Annotated in this window: 20 protein-coding genes and 5 tRNA genes; 8 read left to right on the top strand and 17 right to left on the bottom strand. The window is 71.4% G+C overall.

Annotation, left to right across the window (positions count from 1 at the left end):
• Nucleotides 1-92: 92 nt before the first annotated feature.
• A complete protein-coding gene (locus tag OHT77_RS36200) occupies nucleotides 93-653 on the top strand; it encodes a CGNR zinc finger domain-containing protein (protein ID WP_328832584.1) in 561 nt (186 codons plus the stop codon).
• 123 nt (nucleotides 654-776) lie between these two features.
• Here OHT77_RS36200 and OHT77_RS36195 read toward each other — a convergent pair whose 3' ends face one another.
• Together OHT77_RS36195 and OHT77_RS36190 are read right to left on the bottom strand one after the other, a co-directional pair.
• Entirely contained in the window at nucleotides 777-929 is a 153-nt protein-coding gene (locus OHT77_RS36195) for a hypothetical protein (protein WP_019059824.1), read from the bottom strand.
• A 169-nt stretch (nucleotides 930-1,098) separates the two neighbouring features.
• Complete coding sequence (locus tag OHT77_RS36190) at nucleotides 1,099-1,542, bottom strand: hypothetical protein (protein WP_328832583.1); 444 nt, start codon at nucleotides 1,540-1,542, stop codon at nucleotides 1,099-1,101.
• A 1,224-nt stretch (nucleotides 1,543-2,766) separates the two neighbouring features.
• Here OHT77_RS36190 and OHT77_RS36185 point away from each other — a divergent pair.
• Complete coding sequence (locus tag OHT77_RS36185; RefSeq protein WP_328832582.1) at nucleotides 2,767-3,288, top strand: DsbA family protein; 522 nt, start codon at nucleotides 2,767-2,769, stop codon at nucleotides 3,286-3,288.
• Nucleotides 3,289-3,319: 31 nt separating this feature from the next.
• Here OHT77_RS36185 and OHT77_RS36180 read toward each other — a convergent pair whose 3' ends face one another.
• From OHT77_RS36180 to OHT77_RS36170, 3 genes are read right to left on the bottom strand one after another with little or no spacing between them, the layout of a single operon-like run.
• On the bottom strand, nucleotides 3,320-4,144 hold the full coding sequence (locus tag OHT77_RS36180) for a GNAT family N-acetyltransferase (protein ID WP_328832581.1): 825 nt from the start codon (nucleotides 4,142-4,144) through the stop codon (nucleotides 3,320-3,322).
• A 50-nt stretch (nucleotides 4,145-4,194) separates the two neighbouring features.
• Nucleotides 4,195-5,016 carry an aminotransferase class IV gene (locus OHT77_RS36175; protein ID WP_328832580.1) on the bottom strand — a complete coding sequence of 274 codons (822 nt, stop codon included), beginning with the start codon at nucleotides 5,014-5,016 and terminating at the stop codon, nucleotides 4,195-4,197.
• Entirely contained in the window at nucleotides 5,013-6,056 is a 1,044-nt protein-coding gene (locus tag OHT77_RS36170; protein WP_328832579.1) for a chorismate-binding protein, read from the bottom strand. The genes OHT77_RS36175 and OHT77_RS36170 overlap by 4 nt, the downstream gene beginning before the upstream one ends.
• Before the next feature lie 179 nt (nucleotides 6,057-6,235).
• Here OHT77_RS36170 and OHT77_RS36165 point away from each other — a divergent pair.
• The 5 genes from OHT77_RS36165 (at nucleotide 6,236) to OHT77_RS36145 (ending at nucleotide 6,707) form a co-directional block, all read left to right on the top strand.
• Nucleotides 6,236-6,308, top strand: a tRNA-Gly gene (locus OHT77_RS36165).
• 40 nt (nucleotides 6,309-6,348) lie between these two features.
• A tRNA-Cys gene (locus OHT77_RS36160) sits at nucleotides 6,349-6,422 on the top strand.
• Between the two features lies 1 nt (nucleotide 6,423).
• Nucleotides 6,424-6,495 (top strand) — tRNA-Val (locus OHT77_RS36155).
• 34 nt (nucleotides 6,496-6,529) lie between these two features.
• Nucleotides 6,530-6,601, top strand: a tRNA-Val gene (locus OHT77_RS36150).
• Between the two features lie 34 nt (nucleotides 6,602-6,635).
• Nucleotides 6,636-6,707 (top strand) — tRNA-Val (locus OHT77_RS36145).
• Between the two features lie 52 nt (nucleotides 6,708-6,759).
• On the opposite strand, the gene OHT77_RS36140 is transcribed toward OHT77_RS36145, so the two are convergent.
• From OHT77_RS36140 to OHT77_RS36125, 4 genes are all read right to left on the bottom strand, one after another.
• Entirely contained in the window at nucleotides 6,760-7,059 is a 300-nt protein-coding gene (locus tag OHT77_RS36140; protein ID WP_266767004.1) for a TFIIB-type zinc ribbon-containing protein, read from the bottom strand.
• 80 nt (nucleotides 7,060-7,139) lie between these two features.
• Nucleotides 7,140-8,078 (bottom strand): phosphotransferase family protein, encoded by a 939-nt coding sequence (locus OHT77_RS36135; RefSeq protein ID WP_328832578.1) that lies wholly within the window; start codon nucleotides 8,076-8,078, stop codon nucleotides 7,140-7,142.
• Between the two features lie 348 nt (nucleotides 8,079-8,426).
• Nucleotides 8,427-8,636, bottom strand: a complete 210-nt coding sequence (locus tag OHT77_RS36130; RefSeq protein WP_033282229.1) for a hypothetical protein — start codon at nucleotides 8,634-8,636, stop codon at nucleotides 8,427-8,429.
• A gap of 217 nt (nucleotides 8,637-8,853) precedes the next feature.
• On the bottom strand, nucleotides 8,854-9,129 hold the full coding sequence (locus OHT77_RS36125) for a hypothetical protein (protein ID WP_033282228.1): 276 nt from the start codon (nucleotides 9,127-9,129) through the stop codon (nucleotides 8,854-8,856).
• Nucleotides 9,130-9,325: 196 nt separating this feature from the next.
• Between OHT77_RS36125 and OHT77_RS36120 the strand changes: the two genes are divergently transcribed.
• Entirely contained in the window at nucleotides 9,326-10,672 is a 1,347-nt protein-coding gene (locus OHT77_RS36120) for a serine/threonine-protein kinase (RefSeq protein ID WP_328832577.1), read from the top strand.
• A 227-nt stretch (nucleotides 10,673-10,899) separates the two neighbouring features.
• Here OHT77_RS36120 and OHT77_RS36115 read toward each other — a convergent pair whose 3' ends face one another.
• The 8 genes from OHT77_RS36115 to OHT77_RS36080 form a co-directional block, all read right to left on the bottom strand.
• Complete coding sequence (locus OHT77_RS36115; protein ID WP_328832575.1) at nucleotides 10,900-11,295, bottom strand: NUDIX hydrolase; 396 nt, start codon at nucleotides 11,293-11,295, stop codon at nucleotides 10,900-10,902.
• Between the two features lie 8 nt (nucleotides 11,296-11,303).
• Nucleotides 11,304-12,122: a TrmH family RNA methyltransferase gene (locus tag OHT77_RS36110; RefSeq protein WP_266767008.1), complete on the bottom strand. Its 819-nt coding sequence runs from the start codon at nucleotides 12,120-12,122 to the stop codon at nucleotides 11,304-11,306.
• Between the two features lie 64 nt (nucleotides 12,123-12,186).
• Nucleotides 12,187-13,419 (bottom strand): uroporphyrinogen-III C-methyltransferase, encoded by a 1,233-nt coding sequence (gene cobA / locus OHT77_RS36105; protein ID WP_328832574.1) that lies wholly within the window; start codon nucleotides 13,417-13,419, stop codon nucleotides 12,187-12,189.
• 143 nt (nucleotides 13,420-13,562) lie between these two features.
• Nucleotides 13,563-17,411 (bottom strand): nicotinate-nucleotide--dimethylbenzimidazole phosphoribosyltransferase, encoded by a 3,849-nt coding sequence (gene cobT, locus OHT77_RS36100; protein ID WP_328832573.1) that lies wholly within the window; start codon nucleotides 17,409-17,411, stop codon nucleotides 13,563-13,565.
• Between the two features lie 384 nt (nucleotides 17,412-17,795).
• On the bottom strand, nucleotides 17,796-19,019 hold the full coding sequence (cbiE, locus tag OHT77_RS36095) for a precorrin-6y C5,15-methyltransferase (decarboxylating) subunit CbiE (protein ID WP_328832572.1): 1,224 nt from the start codon (nucleotides 19,017-19,019) through the stop codon (nucleotides 17,796-17,798).
• A gap of 117 nt (nucleotides 19,020-19,136) precedes the next feature.
• Nucleotides 19,137-19,775: a GNAT family N-acetyltransferase gene (locus OHT77_RS36090; RefSeq protein ID WP_328832571.1), complete on the bottom strand. Its 639-nt coding sequence runs from the start codon at nucleotides 19,773-19,775 to the stop codon at nucleotides 19,137-19,139.
• Nucleotides 19,776-19,917: 142 nt separating this feature from the next.
• Complete coding sequence (locus OHT77_RS36085) at nucleotides 19,918-20,748, bottom strand: MetQ/NlpA family ABC transporter substrate-binding protein (protein ID WP_328832570.1); 831 nt, start codon at nucleotides 20,746-20,748, stop codon at nucleotides 19,918-19,920.
• A gap of 20 nt (nucleotides 20,749-20,768) precedes the next feature.
• On the bottom strand, nucleotides 20,769-21,602 hold the full coding sequence (locus tag OHT77_RS36080; protein ID WP_328832569.1) for a MetQ/NlpA family ABC transporter substrate-binding protein: 834 nt from the start codon (nucleotides 21,600-21,602) through the stop codon (nucleotides 20,769-20,771).
• Nucleotides 21,603-21,668: the final 66 nt, after the last annotated feature.

The following is a 21,668-nucleotide window of genomic DNA, read 5'->3' as shown; positions in this document are numbered from 1 at the left end:
TTCTCAGAGACAGGGGGCGGCCGTCCGGGAAGCCACTACCATCGGCCAGCATCGGCGGGCGCCCGCCCGACCCCCAGGCCAGGGAGCGAAACGTGCTGATCACCCACGACACCCGGTGCGCCCTCGACACCGTGGTCGATCTGGTGAACACCGCACCGGAGGACGCCGCGGCGCCGGACGGACTGCAGGATGTCGCGCTGCTCGCGGATTTCGTACGAAACCACGAGATCAGCGATGTCGGGGTGCTGTCGGAGTTCGACCTCTCCGCCGTGCGCAAGATCCGCGGGCGGTTCGCCTCGGTCTTCTCGGCCCCGGACCCCCGGGCCGCCGCCGGACTGATCAACGACCTGATCGCCGCCGCGGGCACCACGCCCCGGCTCACGGACCACGACGGTTACGACTGGCATGTCCACTACTTCGCGCCCGGCGCCTCGGTCGCCGACCATCTCGCCGCGGACTGCGGGATGGCGCTCGCGTTCTTCGTGGTCGCCGGTGAGCAGGAGCGGCTGCGTCGCTGCGAGGCTCCCGACTGCCGGCGCGCCTTCGTCGATCTCTCCCGGAACCGGTCGCGCCGCTACTGCGACAGCCGGACCTGCGGGAACCGTCTGCATGTGGCCGCGTACCGGGCACGGCGCAAGGAGGCGGCGGGCTGACACCCGACGCCGGCGTCACTCGCTTCCCGCTGCTCGGTTCTCGTTTTTGGTTCTTGGTTCCGTCTCGGTATCTCGATGAGGTCGCGGCCCCCGACGGGTGACGTCGGGGACCACGAGTACGGCTCACAGCATCAGCAGGTCGTGCAGCGAGGCCATGAGCAGCAGACACCCGATCACCGCTAGGAAGATCATCAGCGGTGGCTGGGAAAGGGCGAAAAGGCACCCGCGCGGCTCGTCCTTCGGCGGCGCGGCGTCGCTCTGTGTCGTGTCCAGCATCTCGCCGCGATGATGACGCAGCGGAGACCCGCTACGCGATCAACACGCCCGAAAAGAGAGGGAGTTCGCGGAATTCCGTGTTGTCCGTTTCGGGTTGCGTCGAGTCCTGAACGCTTACCGGCGGAGCGGGCTCACTCTGTGTCGTTTCAGTCCCGGTCCGGTCCGGGCGTCATATGCCGTGCTTCTTGAGGATCGCCTCGATGTCGCTGAAGTCGTCCCCGCTCTGCGCGCGGGGCGCCGCGGCCGGCCGGGTCGCGGGGCGCTTGGCCGGACCCAGGGAGGGCGCGGAGGCCGCCGGGGCCACCGCGTCCGGCTGCGCGGAGTCACGGGCGGCCCTGCGCTCCTTACGGGTGCCGCCGCGGCGGCGCTCCACGGCGCGGGTGCCCATGAAGAGCAGCCAGGCGCCGCCCAGGAGAACGAAGCCCGCCCAGGCCGTGGGGCTGAACGCGGTGTCGGCCACCCAGCCGACGACCCCGGTCATCACCAGGCCGACGGGCACCAGCGAGTACGCGGCGATACGGGCGGCGGAGAGAAAACGCTTCCGATACGCCGTGACGGCCGCGATGCCCAGGCCTGCCGCGGAGACGGCGGAACAGACGGTCTCGGCAATCATCCGGTCCTCCAGGCAGGTCCGTCGGGCAGATCCTCGATGAAGCACGCTCAGGTCGGGCGGGCTTCGGTTGTGCGGGTACCGGTCGGGGGCGTCTCGGTCGGTCGAGACGGTCCGGTCGGTCCGGTCGGTCCGGTCGGTCGGGGCGTCCCTGTCGGCCGACACGGTCCGGTCGGTCGGGGCGGGCCGGGCTGTCCGGCGTGTTCCGGTCGATTGGGCACGTCCCGGTCGATCGGGCGCGCTCCGGTCCGTCAGGGTGTCCCCGTCGGGCGGGCACGCCCCCAACGACCAGGAGCGTCCTGGTCAGCCGGGCCGTCCCCATCGGGCAGGCACGTCCCGGTCGGTCAAGCGCGCCCTGTTCCGTCGGAGCGTTCCCGCCGATCGAGACATCCCGGCCGACCCGGCACGTCCCGACCGGTCAGGCAAGCCCCATCCGGTCGGAGCATCCCCACGATCGAGACACCCCGGCCGGCCCGGCACATCCCGACCAGTCAGGCAAGTCCCGCTCGGTCGGAGCGTCCCCGTGATCGAGGCGTCCCAATCGGCCAGGCACACCCCGGTCGGCTGGACACGTGCCAGTCGGTCAGGCGCGCGTCCCGCTCAGCCGGGCCGTCCCTGCCGATCGAGAGGTCCCAATCGGCCAGGCACACCCCGGCCGGCTGGACACGTGCCAGTCGGTCAGGCGCGCGTCCCACTCAGCCGGAGCGTCCCCGCCGATCGAGAGGTCCCGGTCGGCCAGGCACACCCCGGCCGGCTGGACACGTGCCAGTCAGTCAGGCGCGCGTCCCACTCAGCCAGAGCGTCCCCGCCAATCAAGAGGTCCCAATCGGCCAGGCACACCCCGGCCGGCTGGACACGTGCCAGTCGGTCAGGCGCGCGTCCCACTCAGCCGGAGCGTCCCCGCCGATCGAGAAGTCCCGGTCGGGCAGGCACGTCCCGGTCGATCAGGCGCGCGTCCCGTCGGTCGGAGCGTCCCTAGCGGGCAGGTCGTGCTTCGTCTCTTCCATCCTGCACCGTCGGGTCCCCGGGAGGCCATGCCTTGGTCGGACATCAGGGACATCTCCGGGTCGCATCCTCCGCAGGTGTCGGTCGGTGGTGTACGGGTGCGGGCCGTAGGGGGTGGTCGGTGTCGTGCGTGTGAGCCCCGTCGGCGCCCGGACGGTGTCCTCCGCGTGCGCCCAGTGATCCCGGTTGGGGACGTGGTGCCGGGGCTGGGAGACTGGTCGCATGAGTGACCTCCCCTCCGTGCGCACCCCCGTCCTCGACGTCTGGTGTGAGCTCCAGTGCCCGGACTGCGACACCGCCCTGGACGACGTACGCGCCCTGCGGGCCCGCTACGGCGACCGGCTGGAGGTGCGGTTGCGGCACTTCCCGTTGGAGAAGCACAAGCACGCGTTCGCCGCGGCGCAGGCCGCCGAGGAGGCCGTGGAGCAGGGGCGGGGCTGGGACTACATCGAGGCCGTGCTCGGGCGGGTCGGGGAGCTGGACCGTAAGGGAGAACCCTTCCTGGTCGAGGTGGCCGCCGAACTCGGGCTGGACGCCGAGGAGTTCGACACCGCGCTGATCGACGGCCGGCACATCCTGATCGTCGACGCCGACCAGGCCGAGGGCAAGGCCATCGGCGTGACCGGCACCCCGACGTACGTCATCGGCGGCGAACGTCTCGACGGCGGCAAGAGCCAGGACGGACTGCGTGCCCGCATCGAGGAGATCGCCGACCGGCTGCTCGCCGAAGCCGGAGGAGAGTGAGCCGCGGGGCGGGTGAGCCGCGGGCTGAGCGTCAGAGCAGGCTCTTGTACAGGTGGTAGGTGACCGTCTCGTAGCCGAGTGACTCGTAGAGCCGCTCGGCCGGGGTGTTGCCCGCGAAGACGTTCAGCCGGATGGTCGGCAGACCTGCGGCGACGCCCTGCGCCTCGGCCAGGAGCATCAGGGTGCGGCCGTGGCCCTTGCCCCGATGGCGCGCGTCGGCCTCGACGTCGTAGACGAAGGCCTTGCCGTCGCGGGGGCCTGTCCAGAGGGTGCCCACCCGGGTGCCCTCGTGCTCCAGGACGCTGAAGAGCATGTCCGGGGTGGTGAATCCGTCGGGCAGCATTTCGGCGTTGCCCTGCAGCGCCTTGGTCCGGGCCTCGGCCTCGGGTACCCCGCGCTCGGTCCAGTCCAGGATGAAGTCCTCCGTCCCGTGGGCCAGCCACGGGCCGTACTCCTCCTGGGTCATGGGCCGGCTCCGGCTCCCCGCGGGCAGTTCGGGCGCGGTGTCGCCGAGGGGCTTCTCCATGTGGCGGTTGCGGACGACGTAGCCGAGGGTGGTCGCCATCCTGAGCGCTGTCTCCGCCGCCGCGGGCACGGACGCCTCGATCCGCCGGCAGCCCCAGCCCCGCGCCACCTCCTCGGCGGCGAGCGCGGCCACCGTGCCCCGGCCGCGCCGGCGGTCCGGCTCCTCGATGCCCAGGTCCCGGATCTGGGCCACCGCATCGCCGAAGACGGGACTCGTGCCGAGGTGTATCGCGCCGACGGGACGGCTGTTCACACACACCTGATAGCGGCGCGAACGGGTCCCGTCGGCCTCCTGCTGAAGCGGCTCGGTCGGCCGCAGGGTCGTAGTCATCAAGGGAGTTCTACCCGGACCCGACCCCCAGGTCAGCCCATTAAGGGCGCCTACGGATCAAGGTCGTCGCCCGACCGCTCCTCGAAGACGCGCATCGCCTTGGCGGTCACCGGGCCTGCCGCGCCCGGGAGTTGGCGTTCGTCGACCTGGTGGACGGCCTGGACGTCCCGCAGGGAGGACGTGAGGAATACCTCGTCGGCGTGTTCCAGGACGTCGAGCGGGAGGTCGGTCTCCTTGGCGCCGGTCCATTCGACGGTCAGGGCGCGGGTGATGCCCGCGAGACAGCCGGAGCCGACCGGCGGGGTGTGGATCTCGCCGTCGAGGACGACGAAGACGTTCGACCCCGTGCCTTCGCAGAGTTGGCCGACCGTGTTGGCGAACAGGGCCTCGGACGCGCCGTGTTGGTGGGCTCGGGCGAGGGCGACGACGTTCTCGGCGTACGACGTGGTCTTGAGGCCGGTGAGGGCGCCGCGTTCGTTGCGGGTCCAGGGGACCGTGACGACGGCCGTGGAGTCGGGGCGGCGGTTGGCCTCGCCGAGGGCGATCACGAGGGTCGGGCCGTGTTCGCCGCGGTCGGAGCCGAGCGGGCCATGGCCGCCGGTGTACGTGATGCGGAGGCGGCCGAGCGGCAGCGGGTTGGCGGCGAGGACGGCCGCGCAGCCGCGGCGGACCTCGTCCAGGTCGGGGTCGGGCAGCCCGAGGCCGCGCGCGGAGCGGGTCAGCCGGTCGAGATGACGGGTCAGCGCGAACGTCTTCCCGTCCGTCGTCTTCACCGTCTCGAAAATGCCGTCGCCCACGGTCAGCCCGTGGTCGAAGACGGAGACACGGGCGGCCTCGCTGTCCTGCAGCCCGCCGTCGAGCCAGATCTTCATGAAAGAGCCCCTCCGCTCACCTCGTACGCGCCCGACGCTACCGCGAGCAGCCGTGACGCCTTCAGCTCGGTCTCCCGCCACTCCCCCTCGGGGTCCGAACCCCAGGTGATGCCCGCGCCGGTGCCGAACCGCAGCATGCCGTCCGCGCGGTCGACCCAGAACGTCCGGATCCCTACGGCCAGTTCGCCGACGCCACGGTCCGCGTCGACCCAGCCGACGCCTCCGCAGTAGGGCCCCCGGGGCGCGGTCTCCAGGGCGTCGATGATGCGCAGGGCACTGGACTTGGGGGCTCCCGTGACACTCCCGGGCGGAAACGCGGAGGCCAGAAGTTCCGGCCACCCGGTGTGCGCGGGCAACTCGCCCCGGACCGTGGACACCAGGTGGACGAGACCCGGGTGCTTCTCCACGACACACAGGTCCGGCACGCTCACGGTCCCCGTCGCGCACACGCGGCCGAGGTCGTTGCGGACCAGGTCCACGATCATCACGTTCTCGGCGAAGTCCTTCTCCAGCAGATCCGCCTCGGTCCGCCCGGTGCCCTTGATCGGCCCCGACTCGACGACCCGCCCGGTGCGGCGCAGGAAGAGTTCGGGCGAGGCGGTGGCTATCTCCACGCCGTGGTCGGGCAGCCGGATCGTTCCTGCGTACGGCGCCGGGTTGCCGCGCGCGAGCAGGGCGGTGAGGGCGTCGACATCCGCGTCGGAGGCGACCGGTGCCGACAGGACGCGGCACAGGTTGGCCTGGTAGACCTCGCCGGCCGCTATGTGCTCCCGGATGCGGCGGACGCCCGCGGTGTAGGCGGCACGGTCGAGGGAGGAGATCCAGGCGTCGGTCGCGGGTCCTTGCCAGGCGCCGGGGACGGGGGCCGGGACCGGTTCCTCGCGTACGTCACGGAAGCGGGCGCAGGTCAGACGGCCCTCGAAGTCGGCAGCGACCGCCCAGAAGCCGGTGGACTCCAGGGCCGCGGGGTCGCGGGTGACATCGAGGAGACCGGTGGCGACACGGCCGCCGAAACGGGCGAGAGGGGCGAGGCGGAACACGCCGTCGAGTCTAAGTCGGGTGTCTCACAGGTTGCCCGGCCGTGTCCCCGCGGCTGCCCTGACCATGTGTTCCCGTAGTCGCAGGCCAGCACGCTGCACAAACGCGTTTTTGTGCTGGCCCCGGAATCCGCTAGAGTTCAACTCGTCGCCGCGACGCGCAAGCCGAGCGGAAACGACAAGCGGACGTAGCTCAGTTGGTAGAGCGCAACCTTGCCAAGGTTGAGGTCGCCAGTTCGAACCTGGTCGTCCGCTCGCAGGAAAGTGGGGGATCTTCCCGAACCCCCGCACTCCTGGTGGAGTGGCCGAGAGGCGAGGCAACGGCCTGCAAAGCCGTCTACACGGGTTCAAATCCCGTCTCCACCTCCAAGGACGATTAGCTCAGCGGGAGAGCGCTTCCCTGACACGGAAGAGGTCACTGGTTCAATCCCAGTATCGTCCACTGGTCCGCAAGGACTTGGTCCGCAAGGATCCCCGCGCGATTAGCTCAGCGGGAGAGCGCTTCCCTGACACGGAAGAGGTCACTGGTTCAATCCCAGTATCGCGCACGCACCGCCCATGATCCGCGGATCGTGGTCCCGAGGACGATTAGCTCAGCGGGAGAGCGCTTCCCTGACACGGAAGAGGTCACTGGTTCAATCCCAGTATCGTCCACACACCGAAGCCCCCGGCGCTCTCCGCGTCCGGGGGCTTCTTCGTGTGCCGGTCAGCTGGAGAACAGCATGTGGCCGAAGCTCTTGTGGCGGTGGTGGCCGCCGTGACCGCCGTAGTGGCCACCGCCGTGACCGCCGCCGTGCGGGGCGCCCCAGGCGGGCGCGGACGGGGCGGGGTAGCCCTGCGGGCCCGGGGGTGGCGGGGCGGGCTGCTGCCACTGGGACTCCACGCGGGTCAGCGCCTCCAGCTCGCCGTAGTCGAGGAAGATCCCCCGGCAGTTGCTGCACTGTTCGATCTGGACACCGTTGCGGTTGTACGTGTGCATCGGCGCATGGCACTTCGGACACTGCATGCTCGGCTCAACTCCTCGCCCGTCGGTACATCTTGGTGTTTCCCCAGGACAGACTCCGTCCGACCCCGGTCGGTTGCACCCTACTTCGCGAATCCGGGCGCCAACTCGGGTGGTACGGAACCCATTCGGTCACACGCGTCCACGACCGCCAGCTCCACCTCGTCCAGCGGGCGGTCCGCCGCGACCGCCTTGACGACGGCGAGGGCGGCGGTCTGCACGGTGAGGGTGCGGGCCGGGACGTCCAGGGCGGGCCAGGGGTCGTCGGTCGCGGGGACGGCCGGGCCGCCCGCCGTGCGGTAGGCGTTCAGGAAGCGGGCCCATTCGTCCGGCGGGAGCAGGCCGCAGGCGTACCAGGCGGCCGGGCGGGCGAGGTCCCAGGCGGGGACGCCTACGCCCATGTCGTCGACGTCGATCAGGAGCCACGGGCCGTCGGGGGCGGGGTGGCGGACCAGCTGGCCCAGGTGCAGGTCGCCGTGGCAGAGGGTGGTGGTGTCGGGCTGGGGTTCCTCTGCGCGAGCCCAGGCGGGGAGGCGTGCCCAGGCGTGCAGGACGGGGGTGGTGGCGGGGTGGGGGCCGGCCTCGCGGAGCCTGGTGATCGCCCGGAGTGCCTTCAGGGGGCCTCGCATGGGCGGGAGGGGGGTGGGGGGTGGTGTTCGGTGCAGGTGGGCCAGGAGGGTGGCTGCGGCTTCCCAGGGGGCGGCGTCCGGGTCGTCCGGGTCTACGGGGGTGCCGTAGGGCCAGCACGTCACCAGGCGGGCGTGGAGGGTGAGGGGGGTGGGGGTGAGTGGGGGCAGGAGCAGGGTGGGGAGTTTTGCGGCTGTGGTGAGGCGGGCCGTGAGGTGAGTGGGGTCTGTGTTGGGGGCGTGGGCCTTCGCGACCGTGAATTCGTGGCGGACGACTGTGCCGTCGGGGCGGTCGGTGAGGGTGGTGGTGGTTCCGCAGGGGCAGGTGGGGGTTTGGGTGTGGGCGGTGGATCTGGCGCTGGCCGCCAGGGCGGGTAGCAGGTGGTGGGTGGTCATGGGGTCCCCCGGGGTTGTGCGGGTCTCGTCGGGAGGGTACGCAATGGGGATTCGGGGGTCGGCCGGGTTGCGCGAGGGGTTCGGTGCGGGTCCGGTGGGGGCTGGTCGCGCAGTTCCCCGCGCCCCTTTGGGGCGCTCCGGCTGAGGGCGCTCTCGCTGCTGGGCCCGGGAGGGCTGTACCTGCTGGGGCGTTCCGCGCGTGCCCGGAATTGTTTTCGGGCAAAGCAAAGCCGGCGCAGCTCCCCAGCTGCGCCGGCTTTTTTTGCCGTCCGCCGCACCCCCGTCCCCACGGGGTTTCATGGGTGGATGTCCCCGCCCGGACCGCTCTTCCGGGCCTGGGGTCGCCGCTCAGCGCCCCAGCATCACTCCCACGGACGACGCTTGTGTGGCCACGGTCTCCCAGCCGTCGAAGACGACGAGGAGCAGGACCGCCAGGGGAAGTGCCATCAAGGTCGCCACCAGTGGGTGGCGACGGCCCGTGCGGCGGGTGCGGAACGCCGCGTTGTACGCCTTGCGTCCCTCTGTGCGGATCAATGCCCGCGGTGCCGTATGGGCCATGGTCCCTCTCCTGACCGTGCTCCGTTGACCAAACTCTGTTGTCTTTGCTTTGGCAGCGGCGGGTGTCTGACCTCGGGGGACGAGTGCTGCACCCGCCGCTTGACTTCAAATCTATGCGTGCGGCGGGTGCGGGTCGTCATGCCCTCGTACCGATTGGCGGGCCTCCCGGAGGATGAGCGATGACCTGCGAACTACTCCCCTGGGTGGAGACCGGGTCCTAGGTCTCGGGGTCTTCCCGGAGGGGGAGTCCGGTGTGCCCCGCTTTCTCTGAGCTGTCCTCGCGCGGGACCGGCTGCTCGACCAGGGCGAGGACCCTGGTCGCCATGAACCGGGCCGTACGCACGACGGAGCCGCTGCGGGTGACTTCGCTCACTTCCACCACCCCTCTGCGCACCGCCGTCTCCACCCGGCGGCCCGCCCTGCTCGCCACCACCTCGTACGTCCGTGTTGTGTCGCCGGCGTCCACCACTATCTCGACGCGATCACCCTTCACGCGCTCAATCCCCCTTCTGTGATGGTTGGTTGGGGTCCGAGGTGATGTGAAGTCCTGCTGCTCGCAACGCCTCTGACCACTCTTCAAGTTTCCCACCCGGCACTGACAATCCGTCGGTCCGAGAGGGCGCGGCCTTTGCGCGCGGGCGCCCGTGGAAACGTAAGCTGTCGCTCGTCACACGGACCGGGCAGCGGGGATGAACATGGCGATGATGCGCCTGAGGCGCGAGGACCCGCGCGTCGTCGGCTCGTTCAGGCTTCACAGACGGCTCGGCGCGGGCGGAATGGGTGTCGTCTATCTGGGCTCCGACCGCAAGGGACAACGGGTCGCGCTGAAGGTCATCCGGCCGGATCTGGCGGAGGACCAGGAGTTCCGTTCGCGGTTCGCGCGCGAGGTGTCGGCGGCTCGGCGGATTCGTGGTGGATGCACCGCCCGGCTGGTCGCCGCGGATCTTGACGCCGATCGGCCGTGGTTCGCCACGCAGTACGTGCCCGGGCCGTCGCTTCACGACAAGGTCGCCGACGAAGGTGCGCTCGGTGCGGCCGAGGTCGCCGCCATCGGGGCCGCCCTGTCCGAGGGGCTTGTGGCCGTGCATGAGGCCGGGGTCGTCCACCGGGATCTCAAGCCGTCGAACATCCTTCTCTCCCCCAAGGGTCCGCGGATCATCGACTTCGGTATCGCCTGGGCGACCGGGGCGTCGACGCTCACGCACGTCGGTACGGCGGTGGGTTCGCCGGGGTTCCTCGCGCCCGAGCAGGTGCGGGGGGCTGCCGTCACTCCGGCCACCGACGTGTTCTCGCTTGGGGCCACGCTCGCCTACGCCTCGACCTCCGACTCGCCCTTCGGGCACGGTAGTTCCGAGGTCATGCTGTACCGCGTGGTGCACGAGGAGGCGCAGCTGCACGGGGTGCCGGACGCGCTCGCGCCGCTGGTCCGCGCGTGCCTCGCCAAGGATCCCGAGGAGCGGCCCAGCACGCTTCAGCTGTCCTTGCGGCTCAAGGAGATCGCGGCGCGTGAGGCGCAGGGGATGGCTGATGTGCGGCCGCCTTCGCCTCGGGCTGCCGAGGCGGATCGGCCTACCGGGCGGCTTGCCGACAGTTATCCGGAGCAGCAGCGGACGCAGGGTGGGCGGCGTCCGCAGCATCCGCAGAGTGCGCAGGGGACTCCGGCGCCGCGGGGTGCGGCTCCGTCGTCCCGGGGTGGTGGTAGTCCGTCGCGTGGGGGTGGGGTGCCGTCTCGGCCGGGGCAGCCTCGGGCGACTCCTGCGGGGCGGAACACGACGCGTTCCGGTGGGGGGAGTCGGCCTGGGCCTCGTAGTGGGGCGGGGCGTTCTGGGCCGCGGACGACGGGGACCGGGCGGCGGCCTGCGAATCCGCGGCTGCTGCGGCAGCGGCTGTTCGTGTTTGTTGTGGTGACCTTGCTGGTCGCGTTGGGGATTGCGGTGGCTCAGGGGTGTTCGGGGCCGGCTCATGGGCTTGGGCCTGTGGGGCACGGGAGTGTTGTGGGGGCGGACAGTCGCGATTCGGGCGGGTCCAGCGAGTAGCGAGGGCTGATTTCGCCCCCGCCGCCCCTACCCGTCCCATCCTCCAGGGGCTGCCGCCCCTTCTCCCCCGCCTGGGGGCTCCGCCCCCAGACCCCCAACGGCCCCGAAAGGGCCTCGTCCTCAAACGCCGGACGGGCTGAGTGACGCGGGCCCCAGCCGGGACCCCTACGGGCAAGTGAGCGCCGGACAGACCGGAGTCGGGACCCCCCACTGAACAGCCGCCCCACCTACAACCCCGGCAAAACCCGCTCGAAGAACTCCCGGTCCGCCTCGAAGTGCGGGGTCATCGTCAGGAACTCCGCCGGTGTCACCCACCGCACCTCGGAGACCTCGCCCGGGTCGGGGACGATCGTGCCGTTGCCTGTTTCGGTGGCGGTCCACCAGTGGAGGCGGAAGCGGCCGTCGTCCGCCTGGGACTCCCAGACCTTGTTCAGGGGGGAGACCGCGAGGCCCACCTCCTCGTGGACCTCTCTGACCAGGGCCTCTTCCTGGCTCTCACCCGGTTCGAGTTTGCCGCTGAGCGGGGCCCAGTAGCCCGAGCGGGACGAGTCGGGGCCGCGGCGGATGACGAGGACGCGGTCCGCGCGTCGGAGTACGGCGACGATCGCCTCGCGCTGGGCCAAGCGGGCTCCTAGAGTTCGGGGCGGCCAGTGGCCACCGCGTAGAAGGCGACCGCGGCCGCGGCGCCCACGTTGAGGGAGTCGACGCCGTGGGCCATGGGGATGCGGACCCATTCGTCGGCCGCCACCAGGGCCTGGGTGGACAGGCCGTCGCCCTCCGCTCCCAGCATCAGGGCCACTCTGGCCATGCGGTGGGGAGCCGCCTCGTCCAGGCTCTTCGCCTTCTCGTCGGGGGTTAGGGCCAGGAGCGTGAAACCTGCCTCTCGGACCGACTCCAAGCCCTTGGGCCAGCTGTCCAGGCGGGCGTAGGGGACGGAGAAGACCGCGCCCATCGAGACCTTCACGCTGCGGCGGTACAGGGGGTCCGCGCAGTCCGGGGACAGCAGGACCGCGTCCATGCCCAACGCCGCCGCCGAGCGGAAGATCGCGCCGATGTTGGTGTGGTCGTTCACCGACTCCATGACCACGACCCTGCGCGTGGTCTGGAGGAGTTCGTCCGCCGTGGGGAGCGGTTTGCGTTGCATGGAGGCCAGGGCGCCTCTGTGGACGTGGTAGCCCGTGACGCGTTCGGCCAGTTCGGGGCTCACCGCGTAGACGGGTGCGGGGAGTTCGTCGATGACGTCGCGCATGACGTCGACCCACTTCGCGGAGAGCAGCATCGACCGCATCTCGTAGCCGGCGTCCTTGGCCCGTCTGATGACCTTCTCGCCCTCGGCGATGAACAGGCCCTCGGCCGGTTCGCGCTTGCGGCGCAGCTCTACGTCGGTCAGGCCCGTGTAATCACGCAGGCGCGGGTCGTCGGGATCCTCAACGGTGATGAGATCGGCCACAGGGTGATACTGCCTTGTCCTGGGTGTGGTGCCAACGGCTGGGAACGGGTTGTGTTACCCGGGGTTACGCACGTTCCTTCGGTCCTACGGTGACCACCGCTCCGATGACGATCACCGCGGGCGGCTTCACGTCCTCGGTGGTTACGGTCTCGCCGACCGTCGCCAGGGTCGCGTCCACCCGGCGCTGGGCGGCCGTCGTGCCCTCCTGGACCAGGGCGACCGGAGTGTCGGCCGGCTTGCCGTGCGCGATCAGGGTCTCGGCGATCTTGCCGATCTTGTCCACGCCCATGAGGACGACGAGGGTGCCGGTCAGCCTGGCCAGGGACGGCCAGTCGACCAGCGAACGCTCGTCGTCAGGGGCCACATGCCCGCTCACCACCGTGAACTCGTGTGCTACGCCCCGATGGGTGACCGGGATGCCCGCCGCGCCCGGTACCGAGATGGAGCTGGAGATGCCGGGCACGACCGTGCACGGGATGCCCGCCTCCGCGAGCGCCTGGATCTCCTCCATGCCACGGCCGTAGACGAAGGGGTCGCCGCCCTTGAGGCGGACCACCGACTTGCCCTGCCGGGCGTGTTCGATCAGGGCGTTGTTGATGGCCTCCTGGGCCATGTAGCGGCCGTACGGGATCTTCGCCGCGTCGATCACCTCGACGTGCGGGGGGAGTTCGGCGAGGAGGTCACGGGGGCCGAGCCGGTCGGCGATGACCACGTCGGCCTCGGCGAGGAGGCGGCGGCCGCGGACCGTGATGAGGTCCGGGTCGCCGGGGCCGCCGCCGACCAGGGCCACGCCCGGGGTCCGGGTGCGGTGGTGCGGGGCGACGAGGGTGCCGTCGCGCAGGCCCGCCACGACCGCGTCCCGGATGGCGGCGGTGTGGCGGGGGTCGCGGCCGCGTGCGTCGGTGGTGAGGACGGCGACCGTGACGCCCTCGCTGTGGCCCGTCGCCGGGGTCCACGCGGTGGCCTGGTCGGCGTCGTCGGAGCGGACGCACCAGACGCGGTGGGCCTCGGCTTCGGCGGAGGCCCGGGTGTTCGCCTCCGGGTCCGTCGTCGCGATCAGGGCGTACCAGGCGTCCGCCAAGTCGCCCTCCGCGTAAGGGCGGCGCTCCCAGGCGATCTCGCCCGCGTCCGCCATCGCCTCCACGGACGGGGTCGCCTGCGGGGACACGAGGAGGATGTCCGCGCCCGCCGCGATCAGCGCGGGCAGGCGGCGCTGGGCGACCTGACCGCCGCCGAGGACGACGACCCTGCGGCCGGTGAGGCGGAGGCCTACGGGGTAGGCGGGGTGTTCGGCCATGAGGGTGCGGCTCCTCTTGTGCGGCGGGTCTCCCCCGCGTGCTTTCACGGCATGCGGTGGCCCTGACGTGCAGATTTTAAGGGCAGGGCGTCAGTGCGGCCCAGCCGGTCCACCGGCTGGGCCGCATCGCCGACTGCGGGCGCCTACTTTTCCGTCACCCCTGCGGAGTCGAACGTCGCCACCTCGTGCATCGCCCGCGCCGTGCTCTGCACCAGCGGCAGGGCCAGCAGCGCACCCGTGCCCTCGCCGAGACGGAGGTCCAGGTCGACCAGGGGGCGCAGGCCGAGCTTGTTCAGGGCGGCCACATGGCCCGGTTCGGCGCTGCGGTGGCCCGCGATGCAGGCCGCGAGGACCTCGGGGGCGATCGCGCGGGCCACGAGAGCCGCGGCGCCGGCGCTGACGCCGTCCAGGATCACCGGCGTACGCAGGGACGCGCCGCCGAGCAACAGGCCGACCATCGCCGCGTGTTCGAAGCCGCCGACCGCGGCGAGGACGCCGATGGGGTCGGCCGGGTCCGGCTGGTGGAGGTCGATCGCGCGGCGCACGACCTCCGTCTTGCGGGCGAGGGTCTCGTCGTTGATGCCGGTGCCCCGGCCGGTGACCTCGGCGGGGTCGGTGTCCGTGAACACCGAGATCAGGGCCGCCGACGCGGTGGTGTTCGCGATGCCCATCTCACCGGTGAGCAGAGCCTTGTTGCCCGCCGCCACCAGGTCGCGGGCGGTCTCGATGCCCACCTCGATGGCCTGCTTGGCCTCCTCGCGGGACATCGCGGGACCGGTCGTCATGTCGGACGTACCGGCACGGATCTTGCGCGGCAACAGGCCGGGCGTGGCCGGGAGTTCGGACGCGACGCCGACGTCCACGACGCACACCTCGGCGCCCACCTGGCTCGCGAAGGCGTTGCACACCGCCCCGCCGCCAAGGAAGTTGGCGACCATCTGGGCCGTGACCTCCTGCGGCCAGGGCGTGACGCCCTGCGCGTGCACACCGTGGTCGCCCGCGAAGATCGCGACGGCCGCGGGCTCCGGGATCGGCGGCGGGCACTGCCGGGAGAGCCCGGACAGCTGCGCGGAGATGATCTCCAGCATGCCGAGCGAACCCGGCGGCTTCGTCATCCGCTTCTGCCGCTCCCATGCCTCGCCGAGCGCCTTCGCGTCCAGCGGGCGGATCCCGGCGACGGTCTCCGCGAGCAGGTCGTGCGGGTCCTCGCCGGGCAGCGCGCGGCGGCCGTAGGTCTCCTCGTGCACGACCCACGACAGCGGGCGGCGCTTGGACCAGCCGGCCTGCATCAGCTCGGGCTCGTCCGGGAACTCGTCGACGTAGCCGACGCAGAGGTACGCGATGACCTCCAGGTGCTCCGGCAGGCCGAGAGCGCGGACCATCTCGCGCTCGTCGAAGAAGCTGACCCAGCCGACACCGAGGCCCTCGGCGCGGGCGGCGAGCCAGAGGTTCTCGACGGCGAGCGCGGCGGAGTACGGCGCCATCTGCGGCTGGGTGTGCCGGCCGAGGGTGTGGCGGCCGCCGCGGGTCGGGTCGGCGGTGACGACGATGTTCACCGGGGTGTCGAGGATGGCCTCGATCTTCAGTTCCTTGAACTGCTTCGCCCTGCCCTTGGGCAGCGACTTGGCGTACGCCTCGCGCTGGCTCTGCGCGAGTTCGTGCATGTTCCGGCGGGTCTCGGCGGAACGGATGACCACGAAATCCCACGGCTGCGAGTGCCCGACCGACGGCGCGGTGTGCGCCGCCTCCAGCACGCGGAGCAGCACGTCGTGCGGGATCGGGTCGCTGCGGAAGCCGTTGCGGATGTCCCGGCGCTCGCGCATCACCTTCAGCACGGCCTCGCGCTCGGCGTCGTCGTAGGCGGGAGCGGCCGGTCCGGTGGACTCTCGTACGTCTTCCACTACGGCCGTGCTCTCTTCTTCCTGATCGGCGGCCCGGGTGTCCAGGTCGTCCGCGTGCTGTACGAGTTCCGGTCCGAGGTCGGCGTCCGCCTCACGGGGTGCGGGCACGGCGGCGAACGCGTCCTCCGCGCCGACGAGTTGCTCCTCCGGAGGGAGCGTGAGCGGGTGCGGCGGGGTCGGCGCGAGGTGCGGGGTGGTGGGCACCGAGCCCTCCACCGGCACGAAACGCCCCAGCGAGTCGTCGGGGTGCGGCGGCAGCCCGCCCGCCGACTGGGCGTCCGCGTCCACCGGTTGGGGCTGGACGAAGTCCACGCCCTCGGGGGCGACCGGCTGTGCCTGCGGCTCGGACGGGAGGACCAACTCCGGCTCCGGTTCCACCAGTTGCTCCGGCTCGGGCAGCGGGGCCGCCTCTGCCGCCGGTTCCGGGGCGGGGGCTTCGGCTACGACGGGCGGTGCGACCGGTACGGGTTCGGTTTCTACGACCGCTTCCGCTTCGGGCAGTTCCGCCGGGACCGGGGCGGCCTCGGCGAAGGCGGCGGGCTCGGGGGTGAAGGGGGGCTCAACCTCCGCGGGAGCGGCCTGGGTCGGGGCGGCTTCCTGGAAGTCGGCGGTGCCTTCGGCGGGGGTGACCTCGTGGACGGGCGGGGTGTCGTGCGCCTGCTCCACCACGGGGGCTTGCTCGGCTCCGAAGACCTGCTCGACCGGCGGAGCCTGCTCGGCGGCGAAGACCTGCTCGACCGGCGGAGCCTGCTCGGGAGTGACCGCGGCCTCGGAAACGAACGGCTCCTCGGCGACCGGTACGGCGTCCGAAGGGGCCTGTTCCGGCTCCGGTTCCTGTGCGGCGGCCACGACGGGCACGCTCTCGGGAACCGGACCGGCGTCCACGACCGGAGCGTCCTCGGGGACCGGACCCGCGCCGCTCACCGCCACGTCCTCGGCCACCGGAGTGACCGCGCCCTCGGCGGCGACACCGGCGTCCGGCACGAACTGCGGCTCGGCGCCCTGCTCGTAGACCTGGGCCTGTACCGGCTGCTCCGGCGGCTGACCGGCGAGCGAGGCCTGGACGCCCTCGGGCAGTTGGCCCGTCTCGTGGACCCCGGCGTTCCCGGAGGTCTCCGTGCTGACGTGGGCGAACGGCGTCGCGGGCTCCCCCGCGAACACCTGGTCCTGCACCTGCCAGGCGGTCCCGGCCTCGGGCGCCTGAGCCAGGCCCGCTCCGGTACCGGCACTGGCGGCGACGGCGGCGGCCGGACCCGGCTCGGGTGCGACGACCCCGGCGTCCAGAGCCGTGGCGATGCCACCGCCCCCCGCGACCGGCGTCTGCAGCTGAGCCGGCTGCTCCGTGGGTTCGCTGTCCGGTTCGGCAACCGGAACAACCGTTTCCGCTGTCTGCGCCCCCGCGCTCACCGGTGGCTGGACGCCCCACGGGGACGCGCCCTGCGGGGGCAGGTCGCGGAGTTGAGGTGCGTCGAAGTACTCGGGGCCGGTCGCCACCGGGCCCGGCTGCCGCACCGGCGCGCCCGCGGGGCCACGGTCGGCGAGGGAGCGGACCGGGCTCGCGGAGGTGTCGGGGAGGGGCGGGCCGAGGTGCAGCGGACGACGCGGCGGGACGGGCGCGGGCGGCGGCGGTGCGGGATGCCGGACGGCACCCAGATCGACGGAACCGCTGTCACGCCCGTCCGTCTCGTGCGGGCCGGGCTCGTGCACGACGGCTTCCTGCGGAGCGGGCTCGTGGACGGGGACCTCGTGCGCACCCGGCTCGGGTACGGCGGCCTCCGGCACGGGGGCCTCCTGCGGAACCGGCTCCTGCGCGGCAGCCTCGTACGCGACACCTTCGTACGCGACCTGCTCCGGCGCCATCTGCTCCTGCGGCGCCGGCGCGTGGACGGTCTCGACGACGGGCTCGGGAGCGGGCGGCGGGACCTCGTTGCCCCAGGCGCCCTGCGCGCCCGGCAGCAGCAGGAGGTCTTCGTCCTCGGCGGTGGTCTCGGAGAGGTAGGTGTACGCGCCGTGCGCGGGAACGCCCGGCTGTTCCACCATGCCTGCGTTCTCCGGCAGCCCCTCGGCCGGGATCTGGCCGGTGTCGGTCATGCGTACCCCTCGCCCATCGGTTAGTGCTTCTTCGACCCGCTCACCGGGAACGGCGCACCGACCGCCCCGCAGTGGAGAACGAGCGTGCCTGTCCAGCGGCACGAACGACCCGGCGTCAAAAAGCGACAAAGCCATTTAGACGACAAAGCCATTCACTGGCATTGTCGCGGCCGTTCGGCCGTCGCGACAGCTTGATCCGCGACGGTCCGCTGTGGACTGCGCCACGTTGCGCGTCCTCCGGTTACGCCGTACCACACTCACCCCAAAACGGGCGGGTTTTCCGGACATTGACGAACGAAGTGCCGGGTCACCCGAAGCGGTACAACAGTCGGCCAGCCTACCGCGCGCAGTACGACAACAGGATCACGGGGACGGTACGAGGGGTCAGGAAACGCGCTCCGGAAGGAGGCCGCTGAGCAGGAACGCGACGCTGCGTTCGGTCTCCGTCCAGGCCTTGGTGTCGAGTTCGACCGACTGCAGGAGCGCGCACTCGACGTGGTAGCCGTGCTCTGTCAGGTCGCGGCCGATCAACTCGGCCTCGTCACGGGTCGAGGCGTGCGCCACGATGCGCTGCGGGCGCCGGTCGGCGACCGCGGAGACGACCGCCACTCCCCCGCCGCCGACGCGCACCACGTCGGGTTCGGGGAGGTTCTCCAGGATGTGCGGGGCGTCGCCCTGGACGATCTGGAGGTGCACGCCGAAGCTGCGGGCGGCGGAGTCGGTGCCGGTGCAGGCCTGGGTGTCGCGGTCGACGGCGATGACGGCGGCCCCGGCGCGGGCCGCCTCGATGGCGAAGGCGCCGCTGCCGCAGCCGATGTCCCACACGAGGTCTCCGACCCGGGGGCCGAGGCGGGCGAGCTGTGCGGCCCGGAGCAGATCCGTCTCGCCTTCGCCGAGTTGGCCGCCGTAGGCCTCGGCGGGGAGGGTCCAGCCGCGGGCGACGGCGGACGGGTCGCGGCCGGCGATCCAGCCCTCGCCGGTGACGCCGGTGACGGTGGGGCCGACCGGGCCGCCCATGACGATGACGACGTTGGGGTCGCGCCAGGTGCGGTCGGCGGCCTTGTCGGAGGTGAGGACGGTGACCTGTTCGTGCTCGGTGCCGAGTTCCTCGCAGATGACGAAGGTGCGGTGGACTCCCTCCATCAGGAGGCCCAACTCGGCGGGTCCCGCGCCCGGTGAGGTGAGGACGGCGACTTTTGTGTGGGCCCGGCATACGTTCACCGCGCGTCGCAGGGTGCGCCGGTGTGCGACGACCACCTGTGCGTCGTCCCAGGGCATCCCGGCGCGGGCGAAGGCGGCGGCCACCGAGGAGACGCCGGGGACGACCTCGACCTCGAGGCCGAACTCCGGGTCGCGCAGGGTCCGTACGACGCCGAAGAAGCCGGGGTCGCCGTCGGCGAACACGACCGCGGCGCCGCGGTGTCCGGCGATCCGGCGGGCGGCGAGGGCGACGCTGCCGAGGCGGATGCGCTCGGCGCGCTCCGGTACCTCGGGGAGCGCGAGATGGTGGGGTGCGCCGGCCACGAGCGTGGCGGCGGAGAGGGCGGAGCATGCCGCGGCGGTCAGCGGAGAGCCGTCCCAGCCGATCACCGTGACGCGGTCGGCCATCGTCGTCAGTCTCCAGGGAGTTTTTTCGCAGGTCGTCGGGGAAAGCGGCCCGCACGCGGGCACCGTGAGGGTACCTGGTACGGCCGGGAGGTGCTCCCCCGCCCGTACCCGCCGGCGTCAGTTCCAGTCGGCGAGCGACGTGAAACCGTCGACGTCGGCGAGTTGTTCGGCCGTGCCCTCCAGGTCCTCCGGGAGGAGGCTCCACACGATGAAGTCGGTGCGGACGTCGCTCCAGGTGCCGTCGTCGGCGTGGACGTGCGCTATGCACGCGCCCCGCAGGACGCCCTCGCTGATGCAGCCGATCTTCTGGGCGACCTGCTGGGAGGCGGTGTTGTCGGCGGCGGTGCGCAGTTCGATGCGCTCCAACTTCTGGTCCCCGAACAGCCATTGGGCGGTGGCGAGCGCGGCCTCGGAGGCGTAGCCCTCGCCGCGCGCCCAGGGGGCGATGATGTACGACAGCTCGGTGGACCGGATGTGCCAGTTGGTCTTGGTCAACTGCACGATGCCGACGAGCCGTTGGGTGAGGAACTCGGTGACGGCGAGGTCGAGGCCGCGGCCCGAGGTGCGCTCGGTGGGCGCGAACTCGGTGATCCAACGGCGGGCCTGGGACTCGGAGTAGGGCTGCGGGACGTCGGTCCAGGAGCCGACCTGTTCGTCGTTCATCATCTCCGTCAGCGCGGGGATGTCGTCCTCGTCGAGGGGCCGCAGCACCAACCGCTCCGTGCTGATGGAGATGTTGGGGAAGGTGCTCGTCATGCGCCGCTCCGTAACCTTTGGAAAATGTTCAGGGCAACCTGAACTGCCCAGCATGCAGCATCGAAGGGCCCAGCCGCACCACGGGGTCCACCCGCGGTGAGCGAGTGGACCCCGTGCGTGGTGATACGCGGCGTACGCGCCGTCAGCCGGAAGCGGCGGGCAGGACCGAGCCCTTGTACTTCTGCGCGATGAACTTCTTGACGTCCGGGGAGACGAGCAGCTTGGCGAGCTTCTCGACCCGGGGGTCGTCCTCGTTGCCGCGCTTGACGGCCAGGAGGTTGGCGTAGGGGTTGCCCTCGGCCGACTCCAGGAGGATCGCGTCCTTCGTGGGGCTGAGCCCCGCGTCCTGGGCGTAGTTGTTGTTGATGACGGCCGCGTCCACGTCGTCGAGCGAGCGCGGCAGCTGCGCCGGGTCCAGCTCCTTGAATTTCAGGTGCCTCGGGTTGGCCGTGACGTCCGCGGGGGACGCGTCGGTGCCCGCGCCCTTCTTGAGCGTGATCAGCCCCTTGGCGGCGAGGAGTTTGAGGGCGCGGCCCTCGTTGGTGGTCTCGTTCGGCACGGCGACGGTGGCTCCGTCACCGAGCTTCGCGATGTCCTTGATCTTCTTGGAGTACACGCCCATCGGCGGCAGGTACGCGTCGACGACGGAGACCAGGTCGGTGCCCTTGGACTTGTTGAACTCGTCCAGGAAGGGCCGGTTCTGGTAGAGGTTCGCGTCGAGCGAGCCCTCCTGGAGTGCGGTGTTCGGCAGGACGTAGTCCGTGAACTCCTTGATCTCCAGCTTCAGTCCGGCCTTCTGGGCCAGGTTGTCCTTGATGTAGGCCAGGACCTCGCCGGCCGGCACAGGGGTGGCGCCGACGACGAGGGTGCCGTCCTTGCCACCGCCCTTGCCGGAGTCGGAGCCCGAACCGCAGGCCGTGAGGCCGGAGGCCAGGGCGAGTCCCGCTGCTGCGAGGGCGACGCTCTTGCGCATGTCGAGTCTCCGGGGCCGGATCAGAAGGACGGGATGACCGAGCCGGCGTACTTGTCCTCGATGAACTTCTTGACCTCGGGCGAGGTCAGCAGCTTCGCGAGCTTCTTGACGCGCGGGTCCTTCTCGTTGCCCTTCTTCACGGCGAGGAAGTTGCCGTAGGGGCTGTTCTTCGCGGACTCCAGGACGAGGGCGTCCGTGGCGGGCTTGAGACCGGCGGAGATCGCGTAGTTGCCGTTGACGACCGCCGCGTCCACGTCGTCCAGGGAGCGCGCGGTCTGGGCCGCCTCGACCTCCTTGAACTTGAGGCCCTTGGGGTTCTTGTCGATGTCCTGCGGGGTGGCCTCGCTGCCGGCGCCGGCCTTGAGGGTGATGAGCCCGTTGGCGACGAGCAGCTTGAGGGCACGGGCCTCGTTGACGGCGTCGTTCGGGACGGCGACCGTCGCGCCGCTCTTCAGGGCATCGGCGCTCTTGACCTTGTGGGAGTAGAGGCCGAGCGGCTCCAGGTGCACGGTGACGACGGGCACGATGTGGGTGCCGCGCTTCTTGTTGAAGTCGTCGAGGTAGGGCTGGTTCTGGAAGTAGTTGGCGTCCACCGAGCCGTCCTCGGTCGCCGTGTTGGGGACGATGTAGTCCTGGAACTCCTTGACCTCCAGGTCGAGTCCGGCCTTCTTCGCCAGGTTCTTCTTGACGAAGTTCAGGATCTCGGCGTGCGGGGTCGGGCTCGCGGCGACGACCAGCGGTCCGCTGTAGTCGGAGGCGGAGGAGGAGTCCTTGCCGGAGCCGCAGGCGGAGAGCGCGAAGGTGAGGGCTCCGGCGGTGAGGACGGCGGTGGTGAGCTTTGCGGTGTTACGCACGAAAAGTGCCTTTCCTGAAGGGTGTTGCGTGGTACGACCCCGCGTCGGGTGGTGCGGGGAACCTTG

It is taken from the genome of Streptomyces sp. NBC_00252 (genome assembly GCF_036187565.1).
Lineage (GTDB): Bacteria > Actinomycetota > Actinomycetes > Streptomycetales > Streptomycetaceae > Streptomyces.
This window is presented reverse-complemented; position numbering and strand designations above follow the sequence as displayed.